The organism is Gluconobacter sp. R75690, from assembly GCF_015244525.1.
Taxonomy (GTDB): domain Bacteria; phylum Pseudomonadota; class Alphaproteobacteria; order Acetobacterales; family Acetobacteraceae; genus Gluconobacter; species Gluconobacter potus.
On the sequence record NZ_JABCQB010000052.1, the window covers coordinates 1 to 706 of the forward strand.

General features: G+C 59.9%; 1 protein-coding gene. It reads left to right on the forward strand.

What is annotated here, in order from left to right; all coding sequences use genetic code 11:
- The coding region (locus HKD27_RS16285) for a Tn3 family transposase (RefSeq protein ID WP_194690227.1) at positions 1–648 on the forward strand (648 nt) is incomplete at its 5' end.
- Positions 649–706: the final 58 nt, after the last annotated feature.

Sequence of the window (706 nt, forward strand, 5' to 3'; positions counted from 1 at the left end):
CGCCTGCGCGACTTTCCGGATAGACGCCTGGCGTCCATCGCACCGGCCAGTTCCTATCCCTCCATCAGCCCGCTGCTTGGCAAAACCATCCGCACCGACATCATTCGGGAACAATGGGAGGACGTGCTGCGGCTTGTCGGATCAATCAAGGCCGGGCATGTCGCGCCCTCCAGGATGTTGCGCAAGCTTGCTGCCTATGAGCGCCAGAATCGGCTCGACGTCGCACTCCAGGAAATCGGCAAGATCGAGCGCACTCTGTTCATGCTCGACTGGCTCGAAACCCCTGATCTGCGGCAGAGATGTCAGGCAGGGCTCAACAACAGCGAGCAGCGGCATGTGCTGACCCAGGCAATCCATACCTTCCGCCAGGGACGGATCATCGACCGCAGCCATGAAGCCCAGCAATACCGGGCGTCGGGCCTCAATCTCGTCATCGCGGCGATCGTCTACTGGAATACAGTCTATCTGCAAACCGCCGTCACACATCTGCGCTCAACATCGGCGGTCGTCCCGGAGGACCTGCTGGCGCATACTTCCCCGGTGGGATGGGAGCACATCGCCTTTTCCGGAGACTTCCTCTGGGACAAAGCCGCAGCTTCTGCGGGCCGCAAGACGCTCAATCTGTCGAAACAGGCTCGTGCCGCCTGATCGTTCCTTTATTGTTCATGCCAAACGTTGTTTAGCGTACCATCCACACGATGGCCTC